Source organism: Actinomadura sp. KC216, from assembly GCF_004348535.1.
In the GTDB taxonomy this organism is placed as follows: domain Bacteria; phylum Actinomycetota; class Actinomycetes; order Streptosporangiales; family Streptosporangiaceae; genus Spirillospora.
Genome location: NZ_SMJX01000120.1, coordinates 1 through 23,412 on the forward strand (window position 1 = coordinate 1; position 23,412 = coordinate 23,412).

Sequence of the window (23,412 nt, forward strand, 5' to 3'; positions counted from 1 at the left end):
GTTGGGGGCATGAACGGGGAACCGAGGCTCGGCGTCGATTTCGGCCGGGTCATTCACGGGGGGCTGCTGGCCCCGGGCGACGACGACACGGCGTTCCTTGGCGGCAGTTTCGAGGAGGCGCTGGCCTCGCCCGCGACGGCGGGGGTGTACGAGGTGCTGCCCGGGCTGATCGAGGCGTTCGGCGGGCGGGCCTGGATCATCTCCAAGTGCGGCGACCGCGTCCGGCAGCGGACGCTGGCCTGGCTCGACCACCATGACTTCTACCGGCGGACGGGCCTGCCCAGGCGGAACGTCCGGTTCTGCAGGAAGCGGCCGGAAAAGGCGCGGCACTGCGAGGAACTCGGAATCACCCACATGATCGACGACCGGCTGGACGTGCATCGCGCCATTCGCGACGTCGTCCCGTACCGATACCTGTTCGGAGGAGCGGAGGGGCCCGAATGGGTGCGGCACGTCCCCGACTGGGCCGCCGCCGAGGTCATTCTCGAAGATATTCCGGCGGGACGGAGCCCGTCAGCCACACGCCGTTCGCGCTGACGCGGAATTCGTGCCCGTCGGCGGCCATCCGCCCGGCGTCGACGGTCAGGATGACAGGCTTGCCGCGGCGGGCGCCGACGCGCCGCGCCGTTTCGCGGTCGGGGGACAGGTGCACATCGTGCCGTCCCATGGGCCGGAGCCCTTCGCGCAGGATCGATTCCACGAAACGGCGGACGGTGCCGTGGTACAGGAATTCCGGCGGAGGCGTCGGCGGAAGGTTCAGCTCGACCGGGACCGAATGCCCCTGGACGGCCCTGACCCGGTTCCCGTCGAGTTCGTAGCGCTTCTTGTCGTTGGCGGCGACGACGTGTTCGAGCTCGGCGCGGGTGAACCGGAACCCGTGGCGGGCGGCGGCCGCGAGCAGTGCGGTGACGTCGGCCCAGCCTTCGGCGTCGAGGGTGAGGCCGATCCGCTCGGGGCGGTGCCGCAGGTGCAGGGCGAGGTATTTGGAGATCCTCGTCGCGCGGCGCTCGTCCATGTGTATCGCGTTCGGATATGCGTCGGGGCCGGCTTCCGTGGCCGGCCCCGTGCGTGCGGATGCTGCGGGCGCCGCCTAGCCGCCTAGCCGCCTAGCCGACTGGCGCCTGCCCCGGTCCTACTTGGCGGCCTGCAGGGCGGCGGCGCGCTTGGCGATCGCCGACTTGCGGTTGGCGGCCTGGTTCTTGTGGATGACGCCCTTGCTGACGGCCTTGTCCAGCTTGCGGGCAGCGTGGCGCTGCGCCGCGACGGCGTCGTCGACGCGGCCCTCGTCGGCGGCCTCGCGGAACCTGCGGATCGCCGTCTTCAGCTCGGACTTGACGGCCTTGTTGCGCAGGCGGGCCTTCTCGTTCTGCTTGTTGCGCTTGATCTGGGACTTGATGTTAGCCACGTCGTAGTGCCTCAGCTTGGTCGCGATAGTCGCCTGCTCGTGCGCAGGCCCTGACGAATGTCTGAACGGGGGCGGGACGGTGCCCCCGGGGCACGACGCTACGCCACACGCAAGCGCACAGCCTACCAATCACCGGGGCCCGCCCCAAACCGGGCCGTGCACGGAGCATCGAGTCCGGCATGGGACCATGGGGGAACACATTCATGTCCACCTGTGAGTTTTGCGAACGGACCCCGGTGCGAGCGCCTGAGCCTGACAAGACCGATCCCGCGATCATCCGCAACTTCTGCATCATCGCGCACATCGACCATGGCAAGTCGACCCTCGCGGACCGGATGCTGCAGTTGACCGGCGTGGTCGAGGAGCGCCAGATGCGCGCCCAGTACCTCGACCGCATGGACATCGAGCGCGAGCGCGGTATCACAATCAAGAGCCAGGCCGTCCGGCTGCCGTGGACGTCCCAGGGCGTCGACCACGTCCTGAACCTGATCGACACGCCGGGCCACGTCGACTTCTCCTACGAGGTGTCGCGGTCGCTGGCGGCGTGCGAGGGCGCCGTCCTGCTGGTGGACGCGGCGCAGGGCATCGAGGCGCAGACGCTCGCGAACCTGTACCTGGCCCTTGAGGCCGACCTGCACCTGATCCCCGTCCTCAACAAGATCGACCTCCCGGCGGCGCAGCCGGACAAGTACGCCGAGGAGCTGGCCGGGATCATCGGCTGCGAGCCGTCCGACGTGCTGCGCGTCTCGGGCAAGACGGGCGAGGGCGTCCGCGAGCTGCTCGACAAGATCGTCGAGGAGGTGCCGGCCCCGGTCGGCGACCCCGACGGGCCCGCCCGCGCGCTGATCTTCGACTCGGTGTACGACACCTACCGCGGCGTCGTCACTTACGTCCGGATCATGGACGGGCATCTGTCGCGCCGCGAGAAGAGCCTGATGATGTCGACCGGCGCGGCGCACGAGACGCTGGAGGTCGGCGTGATCTCCCCGGAGCCGGTTCCCGTGCAGGGCCTCGGCGTCGGCGAGGTCGGCTACCTGATCACCGGGGTGAAGGACGTCCGGCAGGCGCGGGTCGGCGACACGGTGACCGGCGCGTCCCGGCGGGCGCCCGAGGCGCTCGGCGGCTACCGCGACCCGAAGCCGATGGTGTTCTCCGGCCTGTACCCGGTGGACGGCGACCAGTACCCCGAGCTGCGGGACGCGCTCGACAGGCTGCAGCTGAACGACGCCGCGCTGGTGTACGAGCCGGAGACGTCGGCGGCGCTCGGGTTCGGGTTCCGCTGCGGGTTCCTCGGGCTGCTGCACATGGAGATCGTCCGGGAGCGGCTGGAGCGCGAGTTCGACCTGTCGCTGATCTCGACCGCGCCGAACGTCGTGTACCGCGTGACGATGGAGGATGGGACGGAGCACACCGTCACCAACCCCAGCGAGTTCCCCGAGGGCAAGATCGGGGCCGTGTACGAGCCGGTGGTGAAGGCGACGCTGCTGAGCCCGTCCGAGCACATCGGCGCGATCATGGAGCTGTGCCAGGGGCGGCGCGGGGTGCTGCTCGGCATGGACTACCTGTCGGAGGACCGCGTCGAGATCCGCTACACGCTGCCCCTCGCCGAGATCATCTTCGACTTCTTCGACCAGCTGAAGTCGAAGACCCGCGGGTACGCGTCGCTGGACTACGAGCCGAGCGGCGAGCAGGAGGCCGACCTGGTGAAGGTCGACATCCTGCTGCAGGGCGAGTCGGTGGACGCGTTCAGCCAGATCGTCCACCGGGACAAGGCGCGCGAGTACGGGCTGATGATGACGTCCAAGCTCAAGGAACTGATCCCGCGGCAGCAGTACGAGGTGCCCATCCAGGCCGCGATCGGCGCGCGCATCATCGCCCGGGAGAACATCCGCGCGATCCGCAAGGACGTCCTCGCCAAGTGCTACGGCGGCGACATCTCCCGCAAGCGCAAGCTGCTGGAGAAGCAGAAGGAGGGCAAGAAGCGGATGAAGACCATCGGGCGGGTGGACGTCCCGCAGGAGGCCTTCGTCGCGGCGCTGTCCACCGGTGGGGGCGAGCCCACCGACAAGGGCCGGAAGTAACGCCCGGCCCTGGCCGGGGCTACTTCTTCAGCAGGGGCCAGGCCACCGCGGAAGGGACGCGGCGGAACTCGCCGCGGTTGGCGGCCCGTCCCGCGTAGACGAGGAAGAACATCACGACCGCCGTGAACAGCAGCGGCACCCAGATGAGCACCTCGATCGCCAGCGACAGCAGCCCGAAGACGAACCAGACGGCGATGGACGCCAGGCTCATGTTGAGGCCCTGCACCGCGTGCTTGCGCGCGAACGGCGAGCGCGCCTTGCCGACGTAGACGATGGCCGGGGCGATGGCGCTGACGAGGAACTGGCCCACGTACGCCATGAGCGACCACGTCCGCTCGTCGTCGGTGACGGGTCCGAAGTGGCCGGGAATCTGGGCGGTGTGACCGCCCTGGGGCTGCTGCTGCCAACCGCCCGGGGCGCCGCCGCCGGGCTGTTGCTGGTGCGGCGGGGGCTGTTGCTGCGGCTGTTGGGGTTGCTGCCACATGTTTCCGGGCTGCTGCCAAGGGGCCTGATGTTGCCCTCCGGGCTGCTGCCCTGGGCCGGGCGACGGGGGAGGCCCGTAGGCCATGGCGGACGTCCTCTCCTAGTTCGCTACGCGTTCGCTGTGCGACCTATGGCGAAAGTGTATGACTCCTTGGACGCGCCCGGAGTTCGCAAGGGTTCCCGCATCCCCGGGGCCCGTGGCCGTTTCGCGCCACGGGCCCGCTGGTTCGGGGAGGAGTCAGGGACGCCACACCACGGCGGACGGCTTCTCCTGCGTGACCGTCACCGCTCCCTGCCAGCCGATGGACGAGGGGTGCGGCAGGTACGAGTCGTCCAGGAAGAACCCTCGGTTGATGGACGTGACCGTGGCCGGTGCGCCATTGTCCCCGGCCCCGGTCGGGCGGCGCAGGGCCTCGATCGACGCGATGTCGGAGACCGTCGTCCCCTCCGGCAGCTCGACGGTGGTGGCGACGGCGCCGTCACGGTCGATCGACCAGGTCGGCTGGTCGTGGTCGGACCGGTAGAGCGTGGACGGGTCGTCCTTGAGCCGGACGCCGAGCGCCACACCCGGCACAGACCCGGACCCGGTCGGGGAGCCCGTCTTCTTCGCGAACTCGACGAAGAGGTACGTGCGCTGGTCGCCGACTTCTAGTGTCGCCGGGTCGGACGGCGTCTCGATCTTCCCTTCGCGGGCCATCTCCTGCGCCGCGATGCGGTACGTCCACGGCTCGCGGTCCATGACGACCTCGCGGGCGCGGCCGTCCGGGCGCGTCCTGGACGCGTCGAGCAGGAAGCGCAGCGGCGCGCCCGGTGAGACCACGTCGCACATGTTGTTGTTGGACGTGCACGTCTGCAGCACCGGATGGTCGCCCTCGTAGCGGCCCAGGAACTTGAGCGTCATGTGCATCGGCGCCTGGTACACGGCGGTGCCGCCGACGCGATCACCGGACTCGTCCACCTCGACCCGGTAGACCCATTCGATGTCGGTGGTCCGGCCCCAGCGGGCCATCAGCGCGGGCGAGTCGGTGCCGCCGTCCTCGTTGCTCCACACCACCGAGTACTCGATGATCCGGTGGCCGGGCGCGGCGGCGGGCCGCGTCTCGTGCCAGGCGACGAGCGGGGTGTCGGTCGTGGTGTTCTGGTACGGGTCGCCGAGGGGCCATCCCGTCCGTCCGACGACGATGGGCGCGTGACGCAACGCCACCGCGTCCGCCTCTGCGGACGGCACCTCGACGCGCGGACGCTGAAGGGTGACGCGGCGGGCGGCGGCCGCGCTGCCCTTCGCGAACCGCAGCGTGACCTCGTGCTCACCTGGGCCGACGGGCCCGAGGCCGAGGCTCCGCCACCGGCTCGGACGACGGGACGACGAGATCGGTCACGTGCCGCCCGTCCACCGAGATCGCCACGACGGCGGACTCGGCGCCCTTCCGGGCCCAGGACACGCCGGGCGCGGACGCGGCGAAGGAGATCACGGCCTCACCGTCCCGCCGGGCGGTGAACGGCAGCGACCTCGCGGGCCCGTCCCGATGGACGGTGATCACGCCGGGGGCTCCGGCCGCGGTCGCGGGGGAGACGGCAAGGAGGAGGGGAGCGCCGGCGAGAGCGGCGCCGGTCAACGCGAGCACGGCATGACGCGCACGGTTTCTCATGATCAGCGAAGGTAGGCCGCGCGTGTTGCGTTCCGGTGAAGCCCGGGTCCCCCGTGGGTGTCGGGTTCATGGTGGTCGCGGTCGCGCCGCGGCTACGGCCGCGTAGCGTGGCCGCGCGGACTGATGCGCGTGAGGAGGCGCGTGTGAAACCGCGACACGGCGGGGGCTGCTTGGTCTGGAGGTACATGTCGGTACGGTCGGACGGGTACCGTGCCGATCAACGACGAGTGCCGATCAACCACCAGTGCCGACCAGAAGGCCGATCCCCGGAGGCAGCGTGACCGACCCCGAGCAGGTACTGCGCTCTGCGAAGGAGCGGGAGACGGTGAACGGCGCCGTCCGCGCGCTGCGGACCGCCGCCCCGTCCGGATGGGAGCGGCTCGATTTCGAGTTCCGCGCGACGGTCGGCATCGACAGCGCCTCCCTGGAGGTCGAGGGCCCGGACGGCGAGCGCCGCACGGCCATGCCGCCCGGCCAGGCCGTCGGGAAGATGGACGAGCTGCGCCGCGCCATGTACCGGAAGGGCAAGGGCGCCTGGTTCACCGCCCGCCTCCAGGTCGAGCGCTCGGGCCGGTTCAGCGCCGAGTTCGACTACGACGGCGAACCCGACTTCACGCCGCCTCTCACGTCGTCCGCGTACGTCAAAGACCTCGACCGCTTCCCCCGCACCGACGAGCACATCCCGGACTGGCTCCGCGAGAAGCTGAGCGACGCCTGACCGGACGGGGCAGGGCCCTGGGCAGGGCAGACTTGAAGCGTGCCCTCGACCCTTCCTGACGGCGACCCCGTACCGGCGGACGGTGCGCTCCCCGGCCGCGCCCTCGACGGCCTCGGGACGCGGCCGTTCGCGTTCTACGTGCACGTCCCGTTCTGCGTGACGCGCTGCGGATACTGCGATTTCAACACGTACACGGCGACGGAGCTCGGGCCGGGGGCGAGCCGCGACTCCTACGCCGACACCGCCATCGCAGAGGTCCGGATGGCCCGGCGGGTGCTGGGCGACGCGGACCTGCCCGTCGAGACGGTCTTCGTGGGCGGAGGCACCCCGACCCTTCTGCCGCCTGACGATCTGGGGCGCGTCCTGCACGCGATCGACACCGAATTCGGCCTCACGCCAGGCGCAGAAGTAACGACCGAAGCAAATCCCGAGTCGGTCGACGAAAGATATGTAGCGAGGCTGCGTGAAGTCGGCTTCACGCGCGTGTCGTACGGCATGCAGAGCGCGCGCGAGCACGTTCTGGCCGTCCTGGAGCGCGCTCACACGCCTGGACGCGTCCCGCAAGTAGTGGACTGGACGCGCAAGGCAGGCTTCGAGCACATCAACCTCGACCTCATCTACGGGACGCCAGGCGAAACCGACGACGACTGGCGAGCGTCCCTGGAAGCCGCCCTGAAGGCTGAGCCAGACCACGTGTCGGCGTACGCGCTCATCGTCGAGGACGGCACGCGCCTGGCCGCACAGGTGCGAAGGGGCGAACTGACGGCCCCGGACGACGACGCCATGGCCGACCGCTACCTGATCGCGGACGAGATGCTGACCGCCCACGGCCTGCACTGGTACGAGATATCCAACTGGGCCGCCGCCCCCAGCGCCGTCTGCCGCCACAACATGCTGTATTGGACGGGCGCCGACTGGTGGGGCATCGGACCCGGCGCGCACAGCCACGTCGGCGGAACCCGCTGGTGGAACGTCAAACACCCCGCCGCCTACGCGTCCCGCCTGGCGGAAGGCACAACCCCGGCCCACGCCCGGGAGATCCTGGACGACGACGACCGCCGCATAGAGCGGATCATGCTCGAACTGCGCCTGGCCCAGGGCTGCCCCACCGGCCTGCTGGACGACAAGGCCGCCCGCAAGGCGATCGATGACGGCCTCCTAGAGCCGTCCCCCTACGAGGAGGGCCGCGCGGTCCTCACCCAACGAGGCCGCCTACTAGCCGACGCCGCAGTCCGCGACCTGACCTGATCGGGCCTGACTTGGGCCGGGCCCCAGCCGGGTCACGGGTCGTGCGGCCGGAGGCGCCCAGCGCCGGAGGTCGCACGACCCGCCGAGCCGGGCGACCGCAGCGCCACGCGACAAACCCGCACGGTCACGGCCCACCCGCACTGTGGCGTGAGGATCGACCGCCTCGTGACGGGGGTTCCAGGGGGTCGCCCCCCTGGGTCAACAGGTAACGAAATCGATGAGTTCTTCTACCCGGCCTAGGAGTGCGGGCTCCAGGTCTGTGTAGGTGTTCACTGAACCCAGGATGCGTTTCCAGGCCGCGCCCGTGTCGTCGCCCCAGCCGAGTTCGGCGATGACGCCTTCCTTCCAGGGGACGCCGCGAGGGATGCGCGGCCAGGCGCGGATGCCCACGGAGGCGGGCTTGACCGCCTCCCAGATGTCGATGAACGGGTGCCCGGTGACGAGGACGTGCGGCGACGATACCTGCGCGGCGATCCGGGACTCCTTGGAGCCGTCCACGAGATGGTCGACGAGCACGCCGAGGCGGCGGTCGCCGTCCGGGCCGAACTCCTCGACGATGGCGGGCAGGTCGTCCACGCCTTCGAGGTACTCCACGACGACGCCCTCGACCCGGAGGTCGTGGCCCCAGATCTTCTCGACCAGCTCGGCGTCGTGGACGCCCTCCACGTAGATCCGGCTCTCCTTGGCCACCTTCGCCCGCAGCCCTTGGACGGCGATGGAGCCGGACGCGGAGCGCGCCGGGCGCCCGCTCGGCGCCGCGCTGGGGCGGACGAGCGTGACGGGCTTGCCGTCGATCAGGAAACCGGACTTTGTCAGCGGGAACACGCGCCGCTTGCCGAACCGGTCCTCCAGGGTGACGCCGAACTTGTCGCAGCCGACGACGGCGCCGCAGAAACCGCTGTCGGGGTCCTCGGCGACCAGGCCCGGCTCGGCCGGGACCTCCGGGATCTGGCCCTTGCGGGGCCTGCGCCAGTCGCCGGCCAGCACGTCGTTTCCGTAGTTCTTACTGCGCACAGGTCCGCACATTAACTCGGCGAGGCGCCCGTAAGGCGTCGCCCCTCTTCCGTCGGCGTGGCGCGTGCCTCACCGGGGACTCCGACCGGGCCCTCCGGGCGGGTCCTCCGGGGGCGGGGCGGGCGCGTCCTACAGGAATGGGAGCCTGTGTCCGGAACGGATAGGATCGCGCCGCCGTGCGCCGAGTCCGCGCGAGCACTCCAGATCGGGTCTCCGGGCCCGTACAATTGGCACTCGGGAGTATGGAGTGCCAGCGGCGCGGGGGCGCCGGCGGCACGGGCCCGGCGCGACGAAGGAGGTGACCAGGTGCTGGACGACCGGAAGCTCGCCGTCCTGCGCGCCATCGTGGAGGATTTCGTCTCCACCAACGAGCCGGTGGGCTCGAAGGCGCTCGCGGACCGGCACAACCTCGGCGTGTCCCCGGCCACCATCCGCAACGACATGGCGGTGCTGGAGGAGCAGGGGTACATCACCCAGCCGCACACCAGCGCCGGACGCGTCCCCACGGACAAGGGCTACCGGCTGTTCGTCGACCGGCTGTCCACGATCAAGCCGCTGTCGGTCGCCGAGCGCCGCGCCATCGAGACGTTCCTGTCCGGCGCGTACGACCTCGACGACGTCGTCGGCCGGACGGTGCGGCTGCTCGCGCAACTCACCCGGCAGGTCGCCGTCGTGCAGTACCCGTCGCTGACGCGCTCGTCGGTGCGGCACGTCGAGCTGGTCCCGGTCGCGGAGGGGCGGCTGCTGCTCGTCCTGATCACCAACACCGGGCGCGTCGAGCAGCGCGTGATCGAGGCGGGCGGCTCGGTGTCGGAGGAATCGATCGGGCACCTGCGGGCGTTGCTGAACACGTGCCTCGACGGGCTGGGCCTCGGCGACGTCCCCACCGCGGTGGCCGACCTGCCCGACAAGGTGGGTCCGGAGGAGCGTCCGCTCGCCGCGGCGGTGCTGTCGGTGCTGCTGGAGACCCTCGTCGAGAAGCACGAAGAGAAGATCGTTTTCGCGGGTGCGGCCAACCTCGCCGCGGTGGACTTCTCGCAGAGCCTGAGGGAGGTTCTCGTGGCGCTCGAAGAGCAGGTGGTGCTGATGCGGCTGCTCGGCGAGACCGGTGATTCCTCTAAAGTGACGGTGCGGATCGGCACCGAGAACCCCGATCTGGGGCTCCGGTCGACCTCGGTCGTCGCCGCCGACTACGGCGTGGGCGACCTCACCCTGGCCCGGCTTGGAGTGCTCGGGCCTACACGCATGGATTACCCCAGCACGATGGGAGCGGTACGGGCAGTGGCACGCTACGTGGGACAGATCCTGGCGGGGTCGTAAGTGGCCAACGACTACTACGCGACCCTGGGCGTCCGGCGGGACGCCAGCGCCGACGAGGTCAAGAGGGCCTATCGCCGGCTCGCGCGGGAGCTCCACCCGGACGTCAACCCGGATCCGGAGACCCAGGACAGGTTCAAGGAGATCACCCAGGCGTACGAGGTGCTCTCCGACCCGAAGAAGCGCGAGATGTACGACCTGGGCGCCGATCCGTTCGCGCCGGGCGGCGGGGCGGGCGCCGGCGGCTTCGGCGGCGCCGGGTTCCCGTTCAGCGACATCATGGACGCGTTCTTCGGCACCGCGACGTCCCGGGGCCCGCGGTCCCGGGCCCGGCGCGGCCGGAACGCGACGCTGCCGGTGGAGCTCGACCTCTCCGAGACCGCGTTCGGCACGACCCGCGAGCTGTCCATCGACACCGCCGTGGTCTGCACCGGCTGCGAGGGGTCGGGCTGCGCGCCCGGCACCCACCCGGAGACGTGCGAGACGTGCCACGGGCGCGGCGAGGTGCAGCAGGTGCAGCGCTCGTTCCTCGGCCAGGTCATGACGGCCCGGCCCTGCCCGGCGTGCGGCGGGTTCGGCTCGGTGATCCGCAACCCGTGCACCGAGTGCTCCGGCGACGGCCGCGTCCGCACCCGCCGGACCGTCAAGGTCAAGATCCCGGCGGGCGTGGAGAACGGCATCCACATCCAGCTCGCCGGGGAGGGCGAGGTCGGCCCCGGCGGCGGCCCGCCCGGCGACCTGTTCCTGCAGATCGTGGAGAAGCCGCACCCGATCTTCGAGCGGGAGGGCGACGACCTGCACTGCACGGTCGAGATCCCGATGACGGCGGCGGCGCTCGGCACCAGCGTCACCATCGAGACCCTCGACGCCGCCGAGAGCGTCGACATCAAGCCCGGCACGCAGTCCGGGCAGGTCATCACGCTGTACAACCGGGGCGTCCGGCACCTCAACGAGAGCGGCCGCGGCGACCTGATGATCCATGTGAACGTGGAGACGCCGAACCGGCTCGACGAGGAGCAGGAGGAGCTGCTGCGGCAGCTCGCCGCGCTGCGCGGCGAGGAACGCCCGCCCGGCAAGTTCGCGCCGGGCCAGCGCGGCATGTTCTCCCGCCTCAAGGACGTCTTCAACCAGCACTGAAGAGCAGCGGCGGCGGCCTACGAGGAGGGCCGCCGCGGCACCTCAGAGCACGGCGGCCGGACCTCGGAGCCGCGTGACCAGTGAACTCGCAGGGGGACGTTCATGAGCCCGCCGGTCTTCCTCGCCGCGACGGACGCGCTGGAACGCTCCGGGCCCGTCGTCCTCGACGGGCCCGAGGGGCGGCACGCGGCGACCGTGCGGCGGCTGCGGCCCGGTGAGCGCGTCGACCTGACCGACGGCGCGGGCCTCCTCGCCGAATGCGTCGTCACCGACGCGGGCCGCGCGTCCCTCACGCTGGACGTGCTGGCCCGGCACCGGCAGCCGCCGCCCTCGCCGCGCGTCGTGGTCGTCCAGGCCCTCCCGAAGGGCGACCGGGGCGAGCTGGCCGTCGAGACGATGACCGAGGCCGGGGTGGACGAGATCGTCCCGTGGTCGGCGGCGCGGTGCGTCACGCAGTGGCGTCCCGAACGCCGCGAGAAGGCCCTCGGGCGCTGGCGCAACACCGCCCGCGAGGCCGGCAAGCAGGCGCGCCGCAGCCGCTTCCCCGAGATCGCCGACCTGGCGTCCACGGGCGACGTGGCCGGGCGGATCGCCGCGGCGTCGCTGGCGCTCGTCCTGCACGAGGAGGCCGACGCGCCGCTCAGCGCCGTCGAGCCGCCCGCGGAGGGCGACATCGTGGTCGTGGTCGGCCCCGAGGGCGGGATCACTCAGGACGAACTGGACAGCCTCGCCGGAGCGGGCGGGCGTCCCACCCGGCTAGGCCCGACCGTCCTGCGCACGTCGACGGCGGGTGTCGCGGCGGCCGCGGTCCTGATGGCGGCGACCGGCCGCTGGTGACGCGCCCCCGCCGGGCGGCCCGTCAGGGGGTACCCGAGCCGGGGGCCTGGGCGGACTCGGTGGTGACGGTCGGCGTCGGCTCGTCGGTCGGGTCGCCCGGGTCCGGCGTGGACGTGGTCGGCGTCGGCGACGTGGGAGGCGACTGCGACGCCGACGTGCCCGGGCACGGCGTCGTCGACGGTGCGGGCGTCTGCTCCGGGCCCGGCGAGGCCGCCGCCGTGGGCGTGCCGGCCGGGGGCCGCGGGATGCGGCAGGCCGAGATTCCCTGCGAGGGGTCGGTGCTCGGCGACGCCGCCGAGCTCGGGTCGCCGGACGTGCCGGCCCCGGGCGAGGACGGGTCGGGGAACTGCGGGTCGCCGCCCGCGTCGGTGCGGTCGCCGCCGTGGGGGTTGCGGTCGCCGTCGGCCGGTCCGCTGTTACCGACCGACTGCTGGATGAGATCGATGGTCTGGGGGGCGGTCACGCCCAGCCCCGCGATCACCACGGCCGCCGCCACGGCCAGGACGGGACGCGCCCAGTTGATGGTGAACCGGTCGAACCCGAGCCCGTAACGGGCGAGGCCGAACCGTCCGAGACCGAACCGGCGGCCGGGACCGTCGGCTATGCGGGCCCGGATGCGCACCAGGCCGTCGCCTGCGGGGTTGACCGTCTCCGCCTCCGCGTGCAGGGCGCGGCGGAGAATCTCGCCGTGCTCGTCGTCGGGGTCGGTGGTCATGAGAACTGCTCCAGGACGTTGCGTAGCGCGGTCATGCCGCGGGCCGTGTGACTCTTCACGGCGCCGCGGGAGATGCCCATCGCGTTGGCGATCTCCGCTTCGGACAGGTCGGCGTAGTAACGCAGGACGAGCGCCTCCCGCTGGCGAGCGGGCAGCCGGGACAGCGCGTCGATGACCGCCGAGCGTTCGAGTTCCCCGATCGCCCCGGCCTCCGCGCTCGGCGCGTCAGGCAGGCCCTTCGGGGCGTACTTCTCGACGACGGCTCGGTGCCGGAGCACCGATCGTGACCGGTTGACCACGGACTGGCGCAGGTAGGACAGGGCCTTGTCCGGGTCGCGCAGGCGCCGCCAGCCGCCGTGCATCGCGACGAACGCGTCCTGGACGACCTCCTCGGCCGTTCCCGCGTCCCGGACGAGCATGGCCGCCAGCCGCACCAGCGAGCGGTAGTTGGCGCTGTAGAGCGCGGTCACCGCCTGATCGGCGTCCCAGGCGACGGCCACCGCGCCCGCCGTGCCCCTGGCCACGAGGGTCTCGGTCACGTCAGTGGGACGCGTACCCTCATCGCTCGGTTTACGAAAGGGCATGTCCTGGTTTGCCTCGGTCACCTATCCGCCGCCTTTGCCGTCCCCCGGCCGTCCATTCGGATGGTCCTGCGGAGCGGCGTGGATCGGGCGTTCCCGGCTCCGGTCCGGAGGCGCCGCGATGCCTGGCGCCAAGCGGTGTGCCTGGAGCCGAGCGCTGCGGACCGGGGGGTACGCCTTGAGCTGACAACCTTAACCATCGGACGGCGGAACGCCGCCGACAACGGAAGGTCGATCGACCGATAACTCTATCTAGTACGGGACGCGGCGAGCGACGTTCGCGCGCGTCTCTCGATAGGATTCCCGGGCGATCATGGGGTGCCCGCGCAGCGGCGCGAAGGGAAAGCGCGCCCGCGGGGGACGACGCGCCGCCGCGCGCGAGGGGAGACAGATGACCGACTGCCTGTTCTGCAAGATCGTTTCGGGGGACGTGCCCGCCGAGATCGTCCGCGAGTCGGAAGGGACCGTGGCGTTCCGCGACATCAACCCGCAGGCGCCGACGCACGTGCTGGTCATCCCGCGGGTCCACCACCCGACCGTCGCGGAGCTCGCCGCCTCCGACGCGGAGCTGCTCGCCGACCTGGTGCGCGAGGCCCACCAGGTCGCCGTGGACGAGGGCGTCGCCGAGACGGGGTACCGCGTCGTGTTCAACACCGGCTCGCAGGCCGGCCAGACCGTGTTCCACGTGCACGCGCACGTCCTCGGCGGCCGTGGCCTCAACTGGCCGCCCGGCTGACCTCCGCCCGGCCCTTCCCACCTGCGGCACCGCCGCCTTCGCCCGCCCGCGCCGCCACGCGGAGAATCCAACGGCGTCGTGACGGGGGCGGCCAGTACGATGGAACCGACACACCTGGACACCCGGAGCAGACAGAAGGCAGGTCGGAGAGGCCGCAAGGCCCGGCTGATGGTCGAATCAACTCACACGAGGTCCACCCCCGACTCACCCCGGACGGGACGCGACGACCAGCACGGCTCGCGTTCCCAGATCAAGATCGTGGTGCCGGACGACCATTCGATGGTGAGCCTGCTCGGCTCCCGGGATGAGCTCCTCCACGCGATCGAGGGCGCGTTCGGCGACGACCTCGACATCCATGTCCGCGGCAACGAGATCACCGTGACCGGCCCGGAGACCGAGACCGACCTGGTCTCCCGGCTCTTCACCGAGATGCTCGAACTGCTGAAGGGCGGCACGCAGCTCACCCCCGACGCCGTCGAGCGCAGCCTCGCGATGCTGCGCGGCGAGACCGACGCGCGTCCCGCCGAGGTCCTCACGCTGGACGTGCTGTCCAGCCGCGGCCGGACGATCCGCCCGAAGACCCTGAACCAGCGCCGCTACGTCGACGCGATCGACAAGCACACGATCGTGTTCGGGATCGGCCCCGCCGGTACCGGCAAGACGTACCTGGCGATGGCCAAGGCCGTCCGCGCGCTGCAGGACAAGAAGGTCAACCGGATCATCCTGACGCGCCCGGCCGTCGAGGCGGGGGAGCGGCTCGGGTTCCTGCCGGGCACGCTCTACGAGAAGATCGACCCGTACCTGCGGCCCCTGTACGACGCGCTGCACGACATGGTCGACCCCGACTCGATCCCGCGCCTGATGGCCGCCGGCACCATCGAGGTCGCCCCCCTCGCCTACATGCGCGGGCGGACGCTCAACGACTCGTTCATCATCCTCGACGAGGCGCAGAACACCTCGCCCGAGCAGATGAAGATGTTCCTCACCCGGCTCGGGTTCGGCTCGAAGGTCGTGGTGACCGGCGACGTCACCCAGGTCGACCTGCCCAACGGGCAGCTCAGCGGCCTGCGCGTCGTCCAGGACATCCTCGACGGCGTGGAGGACATCCACTTCAGCCGGCTCGACAGCCGCGACGTCGTCCGGCACAAGCTGGTCACCGACATCGTCGACGCCTACAACCGCTACGACGAGTCGCGCGTCCCGGAGATCAAGCAGGGCGCGGCGGGCCGGGGCGGGTCCCGCAAGCGGAGGCGGTAGTGAGCATCGAGGTGCTGAACGAATCCGGCGTGCCCGTGGACGAGAAGGCCATCGCCGGGCTGTCGCGGCACGTCCTGGACGGGATGCGCGTCCACCCGCTCGCCGAGCTGTCGGTGCTGCTCGTCGACGAGGCCGCGATGACCGAGCTGCACGAGAAGTGGATGGACGAGCCGGGCCCGACCGACGTGCTCTCCTTCCCCATGGACGAGCTGCGCCCCGGCCACATGTCCGGCGGCGCCGACGAGGAGGGCGAGACCGACCCCGGGCTGCTCGGCGACGTCGTCCTGTGCCCGGCGGTCGCCGAAAGGCAGGCGCGCGAGGCCGGGCACAGCACCGCCGACGAGCTGGAGCTGCTGTGCGCGCACGGCATCCTGCACCTGCTGGGCTTTGACCACGCCGAGCCGGAGGAGCACAAGGAGATGTTCGGCCTGCAGGCCGAGCTCCTGACCTCCTGGCGGGAGAAACGCGGCGGCTGATGAGCACCGCGCAGGCGTGGCTGTCGGCCCTCGCGGTGGGCCTGGTCCTCATGGCGGGCCTGCTGGCCGGCGCGGAGGCCGCGCTCGCGCGCGTGTCCCGCGTCACCGTCGAGGAGGTCGTCCGCGAAGGGCGGCGCGGCGCGAAGAAGCTCGCCGAGGTCGTCGCCGACCCGGCCCGCTACGTCAACATGGTGCTGCTGCTGCGCATCGGCTGCGAGCTGGTCGCCACCGTGATCGTCGCCGACCTGTGCATCTCCTGGCTGGACGAGACGTGGCGCGCCTACGTCACCGCCGCCGCGATCATGATCGTGGTCAGCTACGTCGTGATCGGGGTCGGCCCGCGCACGCTCGGCATCCAGCACGCCGACCGGGTCGCGCTCGCGGGCGCCGCCGTCATCCACCCGGTGACGCGGGTGTTCGGGCCGCTGCCCCGCCTCCTGATCCTGCTCGGCAACGCCCTCACCCCCGGCAAGGGGTTCCGGGAGGGGCCGTTCGCGTCCGAGGCGGAGCTGCGCGACCTGGTCGACCTCGCCGAGCAGCGCAGCCTCATCGAGCCCGACGAGCGGGAGATGATCCACTCGGTGTTCGAGCTGGGCGACACGCTCGTCCGCGAGGTGATGGTGCCGCGCACCGACATCGTGTTCATCGAGCGCGGCAAGACGCTCCGGCAGGCGATGACGCTCGCGCTGCGCAGCGGCTTCTCCCGCATCCCCGTCGTCGGCGAGAACGAGGACGACGTCGTCGGCATCGCCTACCTGAAGGACGTCGTCCGCCGCAGCCAGGAGCACCGCGAAGGCGAGGCGACGGAGACGGTCGACTCCGTCATGCGGCCCGCCACCTACGTCCCCGACAGCAAGCCCATCGACGAGCTGCTCCGCGAGATGCAGGCCCGCCGCATCCACCTGGCGATCGTCATCGACGAGTACGGCGGCACCGCCGGCCTCGTCACCATCGAGGACATCCTGGAGGAGATCGTCGGCGAGATCACCGACGAGTACGACCGGGAGACCCCGCCCGTCACCTGGCTCCCCGACGGCGCCGCCCGCGTCACCGCCCGCCTCCCCGTCGAGGACCTCGCCGAACTCTTCGACGTCGAGATGGACGTCGAGGAGGTCGAGACCGTCGGCGGCCTCCTGGCACACGCGCTCGGCCGCGTCCCGATCGAAGGCTCCACCGCCGAGGTCCGCACCGACGACGGCGGCCCCGTCCTGTCCCTGAAGGCCGAGACGATCGCGGGCAGGCGCAACCGCGTAGGCACGGTGCTGGTCCGGGTGGGCGACCCCCCGAACCCCCCGGCCGCGCGGCACGGCTCTCCCCGCTCCGGCCGCTAGCGCTCCCTGTTTGTCTGGGGGGCGGCGACCCCCAGACCCCCGGCTGCGCGGCACGGGTCTCTTTGCCTATCGGGGGGCGACCCCCCGAGCCCCCCGGCTGCGCGGCACGGGTCTCCTCGCTCTGGTCGCTGGCGCTCCCGCCGCTGCGGGGACGCGGCGCGCCGGGCCTTGTCTATCGGGGGGCGACCCCCCGAGCCCCCCGGCTGCGCGGCACGGGTCTCCTCGCTTCGGTCGCTGGCGCTCCCTGCGCTGCGGGGACGCGGCGCGCCGGGCATGCCCGCTGCGCTCGCTGGCGCTCGCTCCGCGTGCCTGCCCGTGGCCAGGGCTGGGGCTCAACCCAGAGAGCAGAGATTTAGCTCGTTCGGGGGTTAAAGGGCTGGCTCGTCCGGGGGTTTCTCAGTCGACGGTTCGGGTGAGGGTCCCCTTGGGGTCGGCGACCAGGATGGGGGCCTTCGGGCCCAGGTCTCGGACGGCGGTGATGTCGGTTGGGTCCGGGGTAGCGGACCGGGTGACGACGGCGGCGGCCTCCAGGTCCTCGGCGCCGCTGGAGACGGCCATCGCGACGGCCACCTTGAGGGCCGACAGTTTCAGAGAGGGCAGGTCCACGCTCGTGGCGGAGTAGGTGCGGCCCGTCTCGTCGCGGACGGCGGCGCCCTCCGCGGCGTTCGTCCGGGCCCTGGCCGACCTGGCCAGGGTGATGATCTTCGCGTCCTCGGGGTTCAGCTCGCTCACGGCCCCAAGCGTACGGGGGCGGCGGGCGGTGCCTCGCAAGTGAGTGCCAAGTGGACGGCAAGAGCGGCGCGCGATCCTCGGAATCGTCGGACAGTGCCGTCCGGATCATGCCGTCTGGGGGAGAAGATGATGTCCCGTCTGCTTTACCGTCTGGGCAAGGCCGCGGCCTTGCGCCCGTGGCGGTTCATCGCCGTGTGGCTGGTGCTCATCGGCGTCGTCGCCGGTCTCGCGGGCACCATGGGGGGCGCGCTGCACGACAACTACACGCTGTCCGGGACGGGGTCGCAGCGGGCCACGGACCTGCTGGAGGAGCGTTTCCCCGCGCTGTCGGGGGCGGACGCCAGGGTGGTGGTGCACGCCGATTCCGGGAAGGTCGACCAGGCGGCGCTGGCGACGGTGTCCGGGGAGCTGCGGAAGCTGCCGCATGTCAGCACCGTCGACCCGCCGCGGCCGAGTGCGGACGGCGCGACCGCGTTGATGACCGTCCGGTATTCGGTGCCCGTCACGGAGCTTGAGCCGAAGGCGACTCTCGATCTTCTGCGGGGCGCCACGGACAACCTGGACCGGGCCGGCTACCAGGTGGAGTTCGGCGGGCAGGTGCCGGAGAACGTGACCGCGCCGGGCGGTGTCGCCGAGGCGATCGGGATCGTGGCCGCGCTGGTGATCCTGCTGCTGGCGTTCGGCTCGGTGGTGGCCGCGGGGCTGCCGCTGGTGGTGGCGCTGGCGGGGCTCGGCGCGGGCGTGTCGGGGGTGACGCTGCTGGCGGCGTTCACCGACGTCGCGACGACGGCGCCGACGCTCGCGATCATGGTGGGGCTGGGCGTCGGCATCGACTACGCCTTGTTCATCCTGACCCGGCACCGGGAGGGGCTCGCGGCCGGGCTGGACGTCCCGGAGGCGGTCGGGCGCGCCAACGCCACGGCGGGCCTGTCGGTGATCTTCGCGGGGTCCACGGTGCTGCTGGCGCTGTGCGGGCTGGTGCTGTCGCGCGTCCCGGTCTTCATGACCATGGGCTTCACCACCGGCCTGGTCGTCGCGACGACGGTGCTGAGCGCGGTCACGCTGCTGCCCGCGGTGCTGGGGCTCGCCGGCGGCCGGGTGCTGCGCCGCCGCGACCGGGCCGCCGGTGCGACGATCAAGGTGGAGTCGCCGCGGGTCAGGCGGTGGGCCGAGCACGTCGGGCGGCACCCGTGGCCCTGGCTGCTCGCCGCGTTCGCGCTGATGCTGGCCCTCGCCGCGCCCGCGCTCGGCATGCGGACCTGGCCGAGCGACGCCAGCAGCGAGCCGACGTCCAACACCGTCCGGCAGGCGTACGACCTGGTCGAGGAGGGCTACGGCGCGGGTGCGAACGGGCCGCTGATCGTCGCCATCGACCTGAAGAAGACGGACCGGAGCGCCCTGCCCGGCGTCGGTGAGCGGCTCGCCGCGACCGAGGGCGTCACGTCGGTCGCGCCGCCGCAGGTGTCCCCGGACGGCGACGCCGCGGTGATCATGGTCACGCCGGAATACGGGCCGCAGGACGAGCGGGTGACCGGCCTCGTCGACCGGGTCCGCGCGAACGCGCTGCCGCCGGGCGCGGAGGTCACCGGGCTGACCGCCGTGTACACCGACCTGTCCCGGGTGCTGTCCGACCGGCTCTGGCCGGTGATCGGCGCGGTCGTCGCGACCTCGTTCATCATGCTGATGATCATGTTCCGGTCGCTGCTGGCGCCGCTGAAGGCGGCCGTGATGAACCTGCTGTCGATCAGCGCCGCGTACGGGGTGCTCACGGCCGTGTTCCAGTGGGGGTGGGGCGCGGGCCTGCTCGGGCTCCCGCACAGCGTCCCGGTGTCGAGCTTCATCGTGCTGCTGATGTTCGCGGTCCTGTTCGGCGTGTCGATGGACTACGAGGTCTTCCTCCTGTCGCGGATCAGGGAGGAGTGGCAGCTGCACGGCGACGCGCGCGCCTCGGTGGCCACCGGCCTCGCCGCCACCGGACGCGTCATCACCAGCGCGGCGCTGATCATGGTGGCGGTGTTCCTCGGCTTCGCCGCCGACCCCGGTCTGGTGATCAAGCAGATGGGGGTGGGCCTCGCGGTCGCGGTGGCGCTGGACGCGACGATCGTCCGGCTGGTGCTGGTCCCGGCCACGATGTCGCTGCTCGGACGGGCGAACTGGTGGCTGCCGCGGCCGCTCGCCCGCATCCTGCCCGACGTCGACATGCACGGCGGCGGCGTGCCCGCCGCGCCGGCCGAACGGGAGCGGGAACCCAGCCACGCCTGACCCGGGGAGTTGATCGCAGCGGGGCGTCGAGTGCAGGTGGGTGAGGGCTGGAGGACGGTCCCGGTTAGGCTGATCGGGACATGTCGACCGTGGTACGCGTTCTCGGGGCCTTCGGTGCCGAGGTGGCGGGCGCGCCCGCCGACCTCGGCGGTCCCCGGCAGCGCTCGGTCCTGGCCCGCCTGGTCGCCGCGCAGGGCCGGATGGTGCCCGCCGACACGCTCGTCGAGGATCTGTGGGCGGGGACGGCGCCCTCGCGTGCCGCCGCCGGGCTCCAGTCGTTCGTGTCGCATCTGCGGCGGGCGCTGGAGCCGGACCGCCCGCCCCGCACGCCCGCGCTGATCCTCGTCACCGAGCCGCCGGGCTACGCGCTCCGGCTGCCGGACGGGAACGTCGACGCGTGGCGGTTCGACTCGCTGATCGACGAGGCCGCCGGGCTGCTGGACGCCCAGCCGCAGGAGGCCCGCCGCCGGGCGGAGCGGGCGCTCGCCGAGTGGCGCGGCCCCGCCTACGCCGAGTTCGCCGACCTGCCGTGGGCCGCCGCCGAGGCCGCGCGGCTGGACGAGCGCCGCCGCCTCGCCGTCGAACGCCGCGCCGAGGCGATGCTGAGGCTCGGGGCCGCGGCGGAGGCCGTGCCCGACCTGGAGACCCACGCCGCCGCGAACCCGCTGCGCGAGGAGGCGTGGCGGCTGCTGGCCCTGTCCCTCTACCGCGCCGGACGCCAGGGCGACGCCCTCGCCGCGCTCCGCCGCGCCCGGACGACCCTGACCGAAGAGCTCGGCGTCGACCCGGGGCCCGCGCTGCGGCGCCTGGAGGCCGACATCCTGGCCCAGTCGCCCGGCCTGGGGGAGCCCGAGCCGGTGGCGGAACGTCCTGTGCTGCGGCTGGCGCCCGACCCCGGCGACTTGGTCGAGAGCTCGTTCGTCGGGCGGGTCGCGGAGCTGGCGCGGCTGGAGGACGCGGCCCGGGACGCCGTCGCGGGACTGCGCGGCGTCGTCCTCATCGGCGGCGACGCGGGCATGGGCAAGACCGCGCTCGCCGAACGGTTCGCGCGCGGCCTCGCCGACCGGGGCTGGACGTGCGCGTGGGGCCGCGCGCCCGAGACCGGCGGAGCGCCCGCGGCCTGGCCGTGGGCGGAGCTGCTGCGCGAGCTGACCGCCGCCGCGCCGCCCGACGACGTGCTCGCCGCGCGCCTCGCCCCCTTCCTTGACGACGGCGTCATCGGCGGCGACGGCGCGGACGTCAGCACCGGCCGGTTCCGGCTCCACCTCGCGGTCGAGGACTACCTCACCGGCCTCGCGGGCGCCGCGCCGCTGCTCCTCGTCCTGGACGACCTGCACTGGGCGGACGAGGAGACCCTCGCGCTGCTCGTCCGGCTCGCCGGGAGGCTCCGGGAACGTCCCGTCCTGCTGGTGACCACGTTCCGGAGCACCGAGGTCCCCGAACGGCTCGCGACCGCGCTCGCCGCGCTCGCCCGGCAGGAGCCGGCGCGCATCGACCTGCGCGGGCTGTCGGCGCCGGAGGTCGCCGCGCTGGTGCGCGGCACGTGCGCGACCAGCGTCGCCGACGCGGAGCTGGAGGTCATCGCCGAGCGGACCGGCGGCAACCCGTTCTTCACCCGGGAGACGGCCCGGCTCCTCGACGCCGAGGGCCTGCCCGCCGCGACCCGCCGGGTGCCCGCCGGTGTCGGGGACGTGCTGCGCCGCCGCATCGCCCGGCTGCCGGGACCGGTCCAGGACGTCCTGCGGGACGCCGCCGTCATCGGCCGCGACGCCGACCTGCGCGTCCTCGCCGACCTCGCCGGGGACGAGGACACCGTCATCGACGCCGTCGAGGCGGGCCTCGCGGGCGGCCTCGTCACCGAGCCGGGGCCGGGCCGGATGCGGTTCGCGCACGCCCTCGTCCGCGACACCCTCTACGACGCGATCTCCCGGGCCCGCCTCGCCCGGCTGCACGGCCGCGTCGCCGCCGCGCTCGAACGGCACCAGCCGGGTGAGGTCGCCGCGATCGCGCACCACTACCTGGAGTCGGGCGCCGACCCGGCGAAGGCCGTCCGGTACGCGCGGCGCGCCGCCGAGGCCGCCGAGGCCCGCTTCGCGCACGGCACCGCCGCCGGGCTGTGGGTCCGCGTCGTCGAGACGCTCCGCGCCCAGGGGCCGGGCGCGACCCGGGAGCGGCTGGCGGCGGAGGTCTGCGCCATCCGCGCGTCCGCGCTCGCCGGGAACGTCGTGGACGCCCGGGACCGGCGCCTCGCCGCCATCGCCGACGCCCGCGCGCTCGGCGACGTCCGGCTGCTCGCCCGGATCATCGCGAGCTTCGACGTCCCGACGCTGTGGACGAGCCGCGAGTACGGCACCCTCGACCACGACGTCGTCGACGCCACCGGCGAGGCCCTCGACCGGCTCCCGGCCGACGAGCCGGAGCTGCGGGTCCGGCTGCTGACCACGCTGGCGATGGAGCTGGAGGGCGAGCCGCACGATCGGGGCGTCACCGCGTCCGCGGAGGCCGTCCGCACGGCCCGCGGCCTCGGCGTCCCCGAGCTGCTCGCCGTCGCGCTGAACGGCGCCTACCTCAACGCCTACCGCACCGCGGACGGGGTGGCCGAGCGGGGCCGGATCGCCGCCGAGCTGCTCGACCTCGCCACCCGGCACGACCTCGGCGCCTACCGCGTCCTCGCCCACCTCCAGGTCCAGCAGGCCGCCGTCGCCGCGCTCGACCTGACCGCCGCGTACCGGCACCTCGAAGAGGGACGGCTGCTCGCCGAGCAGTACGGCCTGCCGCTGCTGGCGGAGATCGGGTTCTGGGAGGCCGAGCTCGTCCACGCGTTCCGCGCGCCCCTCGACGAGGCGGAGCGCACCTACGAGCGGCTGAACGGCAGCGTCGGCCGGATCAGGATCTGGTCCAGCGAGCGCGGCCTCGGGGTCCTCGGCCCGTTCTGCGTGCGGCTCGTGCAGGGCCGGGCCGGGGAGATGCTGGACGAGGCCGCATGGCTGCACCGGCAGTGGAGCCACGTCGGCGCCACCGCCGACATCCACGCGCTCGCGCTCGCCGGGGCGGGCCGCACGGCGGAGGCCCGCCGCGTCGTCGCCGGGGCCGGACCCGTCCGTCCCGACTACTTCTTCGACCTCACCATGCCGGTCCGGGGCCTGCGCGCTATCGCCCTCGGCGACCGCGACCTGGCCGAGGACGTCTACACGGCGCTGCTCCCGTACGCGGGGCAGTTCTCCGGCGGCGCCACGTCCGTCGCCACGCTCGGCCCCATCGCGCAGCTCCTCGGCGACCTCGCGCTGTTCCTCGACCGTCCCGCCGAGGACGCCGCCGCCCACTACCGCCAGGCCGCCGAGGTCGCCGCCCGCGCCGCGATCGCGCACTGGGTCGAGCGGGCGAACGCGTCCCTCAGCCGCCTCGGCACCCCCGCCGCCTGACCGTCCTCCAC

At 72.7% G+C, this 23,412-nt stretch carries 22 protein-coding genes; 13 read left to right on the forward strand and 9 right to left on the reverse strand.

Annotated features, from left to right (window positions below; translation table 11 throughout):
• The coding region (locus E1264_RS21365) for a hypothetical protein (RefSeq protein ID WP_347813411.1) at positions 1-537 on the forward strand (537 nt) is incomplete at its 5' end.
• On the opposite strand, the gene E1264_RS21370 is transcribed toward E1264_RS21365, so the two are convergent.
• Together E1264_RS21370 and rpsT are read right to left on the reverse strand one after the other, a co-directional pair.
• Positions 479-1,015, reverse strand: coding sequence for an RNA 2'-phosphotransferase (locus E1264_RS21370; protein ID WP_132176220.1), 537 nt, complete (start codon positions 1,013-1,015; stop codon positions 479-481). The two genes, E1264_RS21365 and E1264_RS21370, sit on opposite strands and share 59 nt — an antisense overlap.
• 117 nt (positions 1,016-1,132) lie before the next feature.
• Positions 1,133-1,405: a 30S ribosomal protein S20 gene (gene rpsT / locus E1264_RS21375; protein ID WP_132176222.1), complete on the reverse strand. Its 273-nt coding sequence runs from the start codon at positions 1,403-1,405 to the stop codon at positions 1,133-1,135.
• A gap of 203 nt (positions 1,406-1,608) precedes the next feature.
• On the opposite strand from rpsT, the gene lepA reads away from it, so the two are divergent.
• Positions 1,609-3,486 (forward strand): translation elongation factor 4, encoded by a 1,878-nt coding sequence (lepA, locus tag E1264_RS21380; RefSeq protein ID WP_132176224.1) that lies wholly within the window; start codon positions 1,609-1,611, stop codon positions 3,484-3,486.
• 19 nt (positions 3,487-3,505) lie between these two features.
• Here the strand turns inward: lepA and E1264_RS21385 are convergent, their stop codons facing one another.
• From E1264_RS21385 to E1264_RS21395, 3 genes are all read right to left on the reverse strand, one after another.
• On the reverse strand, positions 3,506-3,970 hold the full coding sequence (locus tag E1264_RS21385; protein WP_132176226.1) for a DUF4870 domain-containing protein: 465 nt from the start codon (positions 3,968-3,970) through the stop codon (positions 3,506-3,508).
• Between the two features lie 237 nt (positions 3,971-4,207).
• Complete coding sequence (locus tag E1264_RS21390; protein ID WP_132176228.1) at positions 4,208-5,173, reverse strand: hypothetical protein; 966 nt, start codon at positions 5,171-5,173, stop codon at positions 4,208-4,210.
• A gap of 103 nt (positions 5,174-5,276) precedes the next feature.
• Positions 5,277-5,618: a hypothetical protein gene (locus E1264_RS21395; protein ID WP_132176230.1), complete on the reverse strand. Its 342-nt coding sequence runs from the start codon at positions 5,616-5,618 to the stop codon at positions 5,277-5,279.
• A 277-nt stretch (positions 5,619-5,895) separates the two neighbouring features.
• On the opposite strand from E1264_RS21395, the gene E1264_RS21400 reads away from it, so the two are divergent.
• On the forward strand, positions 5,896-6,336 hold the full coding sequence (locus tag E1264_RS21400; protein WP_132176232.1) for a hypothetical protein: 441 nt from the start codon (positions 5,896-5,898) through the stop codon (positions 6,334-6,336).
• A 39-nt stretch (positions 6,337-6,375) separates the two neighbouring features.
• Complete coding sequence (hemW, locus tag E1264_RS21405; RefSeq protein WP_132176234.1) at positions 6,376-7,584, forward strand: radical SAM family heme chaperone HemW; 1,209 nt, start codon at positions 6,376-6,378, stop codon at positions 7,582-7,584.
• Positions 7,585-7,782: 198 nt separating this feature from the next.
• Here hemW and E1264_RS21410 read toward each other — a convergent pair whose 3' ends face one another.
• Positions 7,783-8,598, reverse strand: a complete 816-nt coding sequence (locus E1264_RS21410) for a DUF3097 domain-containing protein (protein WP_243711072.1) — start codon at positions 8,596-8,598, stop codon at positions 7,783-7,785.
• A gap of 306 nt (positions 8,599-8,904) precedes the next feature.
• On the opposite strand from E1264_RS21410, the gene hrcA reads away from it, so the two are divergent.
• The 3 genes from hrcA to E1264_RS21425 all read left to right on the forward strand — a co-directional run bounded on the left by hrcA (position 8,905) and on the right by E1264_RS21425 (position 11,889).
• Positions 8,905-9,918 (forward strand): heat-inducible transcriptional repressor HrcA, encoded by a 1,014-nt coding sequence (gene hrcA / locus E1264_RS21415; protein WP_132176238.1) that lies wholly within the window; start codon positions 8,905-8,907, stop codon positions 9,916-9,918.
• Positions 9,919-11,052: a molecular chaperone DnaJ gene (dnaJ, locus tag E1264_RS21420; protein WP_132176240.1), complete on the forward strand. Its 1,134-nt coding sequence runs from the start codon at positions 9,919-9,921 to the stop codon at positions 11,050-11,052.
• A 102-nt stretch (positions 11,053-11,154) separates the two neighbouring features.
• Positions 11,155-11,889 (forward strand): 16S rRNA (uracil(1498)-N(3))-methyltransferase, encoded by a 735-nt coding sequence (locus E1264_RS21425; RefSeq protein ID WP_132176242.1) that lies wholly within the window; start codon positions 11,155-11,157, stop codon positions 11,887-11,889.
• 22 nt (positions 11,890-11,911) lie between these two features.
• Here the strand turns inward: E1264_RS21425 and E1264_RS43550 are convergent, their stop codons facing one another.
• Together E1264_RS43550 and E1264_RS21435 are read right to left on the reverse strand one after the other, a co-directional pair.
• On the reverse strand, positions 11,912-12,604 hold the full coding sequence (locus E1264_RS43550) for a hypothetical protein (protein WP_165964285.1): 693 nt from the start codon (positions 12,602-12,604) through the stop codon (positions 11,912-11,914).
• Positions 12,601-13,143: a SigE family RNA polymerase sigma factor gene (locus E1264_RS21435; RefSeq protein WP_021597207.1), complete on the reverse strand. Its 543-nt coding sequence runs from the start codon at positions 13,141-13,143 to the stop codon at positions 12,601-12,603. The genes E1264_RS43550 and E1264_RS21435 overlap by 4 nt, the downstream gene beginning before the upstream one ends.
• A 433-nt stretch (positions 13,144-13,576) precedes the next feature.
• Between E1264_RS21435 and E1264_RS21440 the strand changes: the two genes are divergently transcribed.
• The 4 genes from E1264_RS21440 to E1264_RS21455 all read left to right on the forward strand — a co-directional run bounded on the left by E1264_RS21440 (position 13,577) and on the right by E1264_RS21455 (position 16,985).
• Positions 13,577-13,921, forward strand: coding sequence for a histidine triad nucleotide-binding protein (locus E1264_RS21440; protein ID WP_132176244.1), 345 nt, complete (start codon positions 13,577-13,579; stop codon positions 13,919-13,921).
• Positions 13,922-14,200: 279 nt separating this feature from the next.
• Positions 14,201-15,178: a PhoH family protein gene (locus E1264_RS21445; RefSeq protein ID WP_243711073.1), complete on the forward strand. Its 978-nt coding sequence runs from the start codon at positions 14,201-14,203 to the stop codon at positions 15,176-15,178.
• Positions 15,178-15,654: an rRNA maturation RNase YbeY gene (ybeY, locus tag E1264_RS21450; RefSeq protein ID WP_132176248.1), complete on the forward strand. Its 477-nt coding sequence runs from the start codon at positions 15,178-15,180 to the stop codon at positions 15,652-15,654. The genes E1264_RS21445 and ybeY overlap by 1 nt, the downstream gene beginning before the upstream one ends.
• Positions 15,654-16,985, forward strand: coding sequence for a hemolysin family protein (locus E1264_RS21455; protein WP_207936064.1), 1,332 nt, complete (start codon positions 15,654-15,656; stop codon positions 16,983-16,985). The genes ybeY and E1264_RS21455 overlap by 1 nt, the downstream gene beginning before the upstream one ends.
• A gap of 396 nt (positions 16,986-17,381) precedes the next feature.
• Here the strand turns inward: E1264_RS21455 and E1264_RS21465 are convergent, their stop codons facing one another.
• Positions 17,382-17,717 (reverse strand): cytidine deaminase, encoded by a 336-nt coding sequence (locus E1264_RS21465; RefSeq protein ID WP_132176250.1) that lies wholly within the window; start codon positions 17,715-17,717, stop codon positions 17,382-17,384.
• A 129-nt stretch (positions 17,718-17,846) separates the two neighbouring features.
• Here E1264_RS21465 and E1264_RS21470 point away from each other — a divergent pair, with 129 nt between their 5' ends.
• Together E1264_RS21470 and E1264_RS21475 are read left to right on the forward strand one after the other, a co-directional pair.
• The gene (locus tag E1264_RS21470; RefSeq protein WP_132176252.1) at positions 17,847-19,979 is read left to right on the forward strand and encodes an MMPL family transporter; all 2,133 of its coding nucleotides are present in this window, start codon (positions 17,847-17,849) and stop codon (positions 19,977-19,979) included.
• A gap of 80 nt (positions 19,980-20,059) precedes the next feature.
• Positions 20,060-23,401: an AfsR/SARP family transcriptional regulator gene (locus tag E1264_RS21475; RefSeq protein ID WP_132176254.1), complete on the forward strand. Its 3,342-nt coding sequence runs from the start codon at positions 20,060-20,062 to the stop codon at positions 23,399-23,401.
• Positions 23,402-23,412: the final 11 nt, after the last annotated feature.

Coding starts and splice junctions, on each gene's coding strand:
- E1264_RS21370 (WP_132176220.1), bottom strand. CDS start 1,015: ATGGACGAGCGCCGCGCGACGAGGATCTCCAAATACCTCGCCCTGCAC.
- E1264_RS21445 (WP_243711073.1), top strand. CDS start 14,201: ATGGTGAGCCTGCTCGGCTCCCGGGATGAGCTCCTCCACGCGATCGAG.
- E1264_RS21425 (WP_132176242.1), top strand. CDS start 11,155: ATGAGCCCGCCGGTCTTCCTCGCCGCGACGGACGCGCTGGAACGCTCC.
- E1264_RS43550 (WP_165964285.1), bottom strand. CDS start 12,604: ATGACCACCGACCCCGACGACGAGCACGGCGAGATTCTCCGCCGCGCC.
- E1264_RS21385 (WP_132176226.1), bottom strand. CDS start 3,970: ATGTGGCAGCAACCCCAACAGCCGCAGCAACAGCCCCCGCCGCACCAG.
- E1264_RS21455 (WP_207936064.1), top strand. CDS start 15,654: ATGAGCACCGCGCAGGCGTGGCTGTCGGCCCTCGCGGTGGGCCTGGTC.
- E1264_RS21475 (WP_132176254.1), top strand. CDS start 20,060: ATGTCGACCGTGGTACGCGTTCTCGGGGCCTTCGGTGCCGAGGTGGCG.
- E1264_RS21440 (WP_132176244.1), top strand. CDS start 13,577: ATGACCGACTGCCTGTTCTGCAAGATCGTTTCGGGGGACGTGCCCGCC.
- E1264_RS21470 (WP_132176252.1), top strand. CDS start 17,847: ATGTCCCGTCTGCTTTACCGTCTGGGCAAGGCCGCGGCCTTGCGCCCG.
- lepA (WP_132176224.1), top strand. CDS start 1,609: ATGTCCACCTGTGAGTTTTGCGAACGGACCCCGGTGCGAGCGCCTGAG.
- E1264_RS21395 (WP_132176230.1), bottom strand. CDS start 5,618: ATGAGAAACCGTGCGCGTCATGCCGTGCTCGCGTTGACCGGCGCCGCT.